Source organism: Streptomyces sp. NPDC049577 (assembly GCF_040675635.1).
GTDB lineage: Bacteria > Actinomycetota > Actinomycetes > Streptomycetales > Streptomycetaceae > Streptomyces.
Genome location: NZ_JBFAPH010000412.1, coordinates 1 through 4,813 on the forward strand (window position 1 = coordinate 1; position 4,813 = coordinate 4,813).

The 4,813-nt window shown below is 74.4% G+C and carries 5 protein-coding genes; 3 read left to right on the forward strand and 2 right to left on the reverse strand.

Annotated elements, in window-relative coordinates; all coding sequences use genetic code 11:
- Positions 1-235 precede the first annotated feature (235 nt).
- Entirely contained in the window at positions 236-928 is a 693-nt protein-coding gene (locus tag AB0K09_RS29795; protein WP_366068523.1) for an iron-containing redox enzyme family protein, read from the forward strand.
- A gap of 191 nt (positions 929-1,119) precedes the next feature.
- On the forward strand, positions 1,120-2,097 hold the full coding sequence (locus AB0K09_RS29800; protein ID WP_366068524.1) for a LysR family transcriptional regulator: 978 nt from the start codon (positions 1,120-1,122) through the stop codon (positions 2,095-2,097).
- Between the two features lie 11 nt (positions 2,098-2,108).
- On the opposite strand, the gene AB0K09_RS29805 is transcribed toward AB0K09_RS29800, so the two are convergent.
- Both AB0K09_RS29805 and AB0K09_RS29810 read right to left on the reverse strand, forming a co-directional pair.
- Complete coding sequence (locus tag AB0K09_RS29805) at positions 2,109-3,443, reverse strand: alpha/beta family hydrolase (RefSeq protein WP_366068525.1); 1,335 nt, start codon at positions 3,441-3,443, stop codon at positions 2,109-2,111.
- A 94-nt stretch (positions 3,444-3,537) separates the two neighbouring features.
- On the reverse strand, positions 3,538-3,957 hold the full coding sequence (locus AB0K09_RS29810) for an HIT domain-containing protein (RefSeq protein ID WP_366068526.1): 420 nt from the start codon (positions 3,955-3,957) through the stop codon (positions 3,538-3,540).
- 102 nt (positions 3,958-4,059) lie between these two features.
- Between AB0K09_RS29810 and AB0K09_RS29815 the strand changes: the two genes are divergently transcribed.
- Positions 4,060-4,813: DUF72 domain-containing protein (locus AB0K09_RS29815; protein ID WP_366068527.1), on the forward strand; the 754-nt coding region annotated here is incomplete at its 3' end.

Genomic DNA, 4,813 nt, shown 5'->3' on the forward strand with positions numbered 1-4,813 from the left:
CCGGCCGGCGGCACGCCCGGCACCGAGGAGGACCTGCGGATGCTCGCCTACTTCGGCGCCCGGGAACGCGGCACCGACGAGATCTGCCGGCTCGCCGCGTCCGCCGCCCTGGAGACGACCGGCATCCACCCCGCCGGCCCCGTCACCCTCGTCGCACTGCGCACCGCCCGGACCTGACCGCGTCCGCGTCCGCGCACCGCACCCATGTACCGCACACCCGCCGGAAAGGGGAGAGATGACCGCGAGGCTGGACCGCGAGCACCTGGAGAAGCTCGCCCGGGAACTGACGGAGAAGCAGTTCGAGGGCGTACCGAAGGTACGGGAATTCCACGAGGGCACCTGGACCGACCGCCGCTACTACATCCGCTACCTGAAGGAAGTGGTCCTCCAGATCCGGCTGAACAACGTGGCCGACGCCTACGCCCTGTACAAGGCCAGCCACGGCGACTACCGCCTCGCGGGCAGGCTCGCCCGCTATCTCGCCGACGAGATCGGCCACGAGGGCATGTTCGTCGCCGACCTGGCCCAGCTGGGCGTGGGCCTGGAGGAGATCAACGCCACCAAGGTGTTCCCCGCCACCGCCAAGACCATGGGCTATCTGCGGCTCGCGACCGACGAGCGCGGCCCCGCCCCCGTCGCGCTGTGGGACTGGTACCTGGAGTGGTGGTCCGACCGCTACATGCAGGCCATCACCGATGCCGCCGCCCGGGCCTTCGGCACCCGGTGCACCCGCGGCGCCCAGGCCCACCTGGACCTCGACGCGTCGCACGGCCACGACGACATGATGTTCGAGACGACGGCGAAGGCCGTCGAGCTGTACGGCACCGCCGAGGAGGCGTACCGGGACCTGGAGATCTTCATCGATCTCGGCAAGGAGCTGTACGTTCAGCTCCACGACGAGACGGTGGGCGCCCCGCCGAACGCCTGAGGCCTCCCGGCGCCGCGGCGAACGGGCCGTCGCCCCCTCCCGGGCCACGGCTCGCGAACCGTCCTTCCGGGCATTCGTCTTCTTCGCACCGAACCGTGCTTTCCCCCCTGAATGGGGATTGTTCCCCAGTGCGGGTGGGGGAGAGTGGGGTGAGGGACGCGAAGGGTCCGTGACCGGAGCCGGAGGGCGGGGTGGATCTACGTGCGATCGAAACCTTTCTGGTGCTGTCCGAGGAACTGCACTTCGGACGCGCGGCGAGCCGGCTGTGCGTCACCCAGGGGCGGGTGAGCCAGACCATCCGCGCCCTGGAGACCGAGGTGGGCGCGCAGCTCTTCGAGCGGACCAGCCGGCGGGTCAGGCTCACCGCACTCGGCGAGCGCTTCCACGCCGGGGCCCGGCGCGGCCACGACGAACTCGTGCGGACCCTGCGCGAATGCCGGGCCGTGGCCCGCGGCATGGCGGGGCGGCTGCGCATCGGCTACCTGCCCAGCGTCGGCGGCGCCTTCCTCAGCCGGATAGCCACCGACTTCGCGGCCCGGCACCCGCACTGCGACGTCGTGCTCAACGCCCTCGTCTGCCGCGGCGGCCCCAACCCCGGCCCGCTCCTGCGGGAAGGGGAGGTCGACATGGCCCTCGTCTGGTCGCCGGGCGGCGACGGACAGGCCGTACGGGACGCGGACATGACCGTCGGACCGACGATCGCCGCCGAATCCCGCGGCGTGGTCGTACCCGCCGGGCACCCCCTGCACCACCGCCCGGCGGTGACCCTCGACGACCTCGTCGACTACGAGCTGATCGGCCCTCCCGAAACCGCAGGGCCGGGGGAACGGGACCTGTGGACACCCCGCTACACCCCGTCCGGACGCCGGCTGCGGCACACCCCCGACGGTCTGACGCAGATGACCGGCAGGAGCCAGGTCCTCGCCGACGACGTGCTCACCCTCGTCGCCCGCGGCCGCGGCCTGCACCTGGGGGTGGTCTCCCTGCTCGACCACATCCCTTTCCCGGGCCTGGCGGTCGTGCCCGTCGTCGACATGCCGCCGATGGTCGTCGTCCCGGTCTGGCCGACGGCCGCCGAGACCCCGGCGGTCCGCGCCTTCGCGCACGTCGCGGCCGGCACGCCCCGCCCGGCCGGCGGGCTGGCGCTGTCGCCGAGGGGGGTCGGATGACCGGACGGGCGCTAGGCCGAGGCGGCCGGTGCCGAGGGCTGGAGATGCTCGGTGAACCAGTCGCACGCCAGGTCCGCCACCATGTCCAGCGCCCCCGGCTCCTCGAACAGGTGCGTGGCGCCCGGCACCACCGCCATCCGGTTCTCGCAGCGCAGCCTGGTGGCCGCCTGCCGGTTGAGGTCCAGGACCGTCTCGTCCCGGCTGCCGACGATCAGCAGGGTCGGCGCCCGGACGGCCTTCAGCCGGGGACCGGCCAGATCGGGCCGGCCGCCCCGCGACACCACCGCCGCGACCTCCGCGTCACCGCCCTCGGCCAGATCGGCCGCCGCCCACAGCGCCGCCGCGGCCCCCGTGCTGGCCCCGAAGTAGCACACCGGCACCGACCGTTCGGCCAGCAGCCGCGTCACCTCCGCCAGCCGGCGGGCCAGCGGCTCGATGCGGAAGACGTTCTCCCGGTCGGCCTCCTCCCCGGGGGTGAGCAGGTCGAACAGCAGCGTGGCCAGCCCGGCCTCGTTGAGCGCTTCGGCCACCGCCCGGTTGCGCGGGCTCAGCCGGCTGCTGCCGCTGCCGTGCGCGAAGACCACCAGCCCGGGGGCACCGTCCGGCATGACCAGGTCGCCGGGGAGCGCGACGGCCCCGCCGTCGACCGGCAGTTCCACCGGACCGTCCGCGAGCGGCGGGTCGTCCGCACCGGGGCCGGGCGGGACAGCGTCCTCGGGGGCGCGTCGCAGCAGCTCCACGACCTCCTCGTCCGAGGTCTGGGAGAAGTCCCGGTACCACTCGCCGACCGCCGAGAACAGCGGCGGCGTCGACAGGCAGACCAGCTCGTCGACCTGGCCGCCCAGCGTCAGCGCGGCGTCCGGCGCCGCCACCGGGACGGCCAGCACCACCCGGTCCGCGCCCTGGGCCCGCACCGCCTGGCAGGCCGCCGCGGCCGTCGAGCCCGTCGCCACGCCGTCGTCGACCACGATCGCCGTCCGGCCCGCCACGGGGATCCGCTCCCGGCCGCCGCGGAAGGCCCGCGCCTGCCGGGCGAGCTCGGCCTCCTCGCTCCGCTCCACCTCGTCGAGATCGTCCTGGTCGACCCGGCTCATGCGGACGATGTCGTCACGCACGACCCGTACCCCGCCCTCGCCGATGGCGCCGAAGCCCAGCTCCCGGTGGAAGGGCACGCCCAGCTTGCGCACGATCAGCACGTCCAGCGGGGCGCCCAGTGCCCGGGCGACCTCGAACGCCACGGGCACGCCGCCGCGCGGCAGACCCAGCACGACGGGGCGTTCGTCACGCAGGTGCTCCAGGCGTTCCGCCAGCCTGCGGCCGGCGTCCACCCGGTCGTCGAATCGCATGATCCACCTCCGGCCCGGGCGCGGTTCCGGAAGACGACGAGCCTTCCCTTCCATAGTGCGCACAGTGGGTACCGGCGCGCACCGCCGGCCCGTGTCAGCCGCCGTCCAGGGCCGCCCGCACGCGGGCCGCGACCGCCTCCGCGTCCTCCTCCGAGGCGTAGCGCGTGCGCGGCCAGAAGAAGCCGCGCAGCCCGTCCTTGCGGTTGCGCGGCACCACGTGCACATGGAAATGCGGCACCGACTGGCTCACCCGGTTGTTGGCGGCCACGAACGAGCCCGCCGCCCCCATGGCGCGCTCCACCGCCCCGGTGACGCGCTGGACCCGGCCGAAGAACGGCCCCAGCTCCTCGCCCGGCAGGTCGGTGAGGGTCTCGGCGTGCCGCCGGGGCACGACCAGCACATGGCCGGGGAAGAGCGGCCGCGCGTCCAGGAACGCCACGGCCGTCCCGTCCTCGAACACCCGGTGGGCGGCCAGCTCGCCCGCCGCGATCGCACAGAAGACGCAGTCCCGCATGATCCCAGTCTCACCGACCGGCGAGGCCGGCCGGAGTCGTGCGATCTTACGGAGTTCCCCGTCCGGGGTGAGGACGGCGTGCGACGGTGGGAGGGATGGAGCGTGCCCCTGCTCGTCGGAACCTCGGGATGGCAGTACAAGGACTGGCGCGGCGTGCTCTACCCGGCCGATCTGCCGCAGCGGCTGTGGCTGGAGGAGTACGCCCGCGCTTTCGCCACGGTCGAGAACAACAACGCCTTCTACCGGCTGCCCACGCCCGAGACCTTCGCCGACTGGCGCGCCCGCACCCCCGGCGGATTCCTGATGGCCGTCAAGGCCAGCCGCTACCTCACCCACATCAAACGGCTGCGCGACCCCGAGGAGCCGGTGGCCCGGCTCATGCGGCACGCCGCCGGGCTGGGGGAGCGGCTGGGCCCCGTCCTGCTCCAGCTGCCGCCCACGCTCCGCGCGGACCCCGGACTGCTCGACGCGGCGCTGGCCCCCTTCCCCGCCGGTACGCGGGTGGCCGTCGAGCCCCGGCATCCCTCGTGGTGGTCGGACGAGGTCCGGGCCGTCCTGGAGCGGCGCCGGGCCGCCCTGTGCTGGGCCGACAACGGCTCCCGCCCCGTGACGCCGCTGTGGCGCACGGCCGACTGGGGCTACGTCCGCTTCCACGCGGGCCGGGCGAGCCCGTGGCCGCGCTACGGGCGGCGGGCGCTGGTCACCTGGGCCCGGCGCGTCGCCGACACCTGGCCGGACGGGGCCGATGTGTACGCCTACTTCAACAACGACCCCGGCGGGGCGGCCGTGCACGACGCCGTGGTCTTCGCCCGGGCCGCGGCCGCGCTGGGCCGCACGGTCAGCCGCACACCGGACC

Excerpts from the sequence above, each read along its gene's own strand:
- AB0K09_RS29795 (WP_366068523.1), top strand. The coding sequence starts at position 236 with ATGACCGCGAGGCTGGACCGCGAGCACCTGGAGAAGCTCGCCCGGGAA.
- AB0K09_RS29805 (WP_366068525.1), bottom strand. The coding sequence starts at position 3,443 with ATGCGATTCGACGACCGGGTGGACGCCGGCCGCAGGCTGGCGGAACGC.
- AB0K09_RS29810 (WP_366068526.1), bottom strand. The coding sequence starts at position 3,957 with ATGCGGGACTGCGTCTTCTGTGCGATCGCGGCGGGCGAGCTGGCCGCC.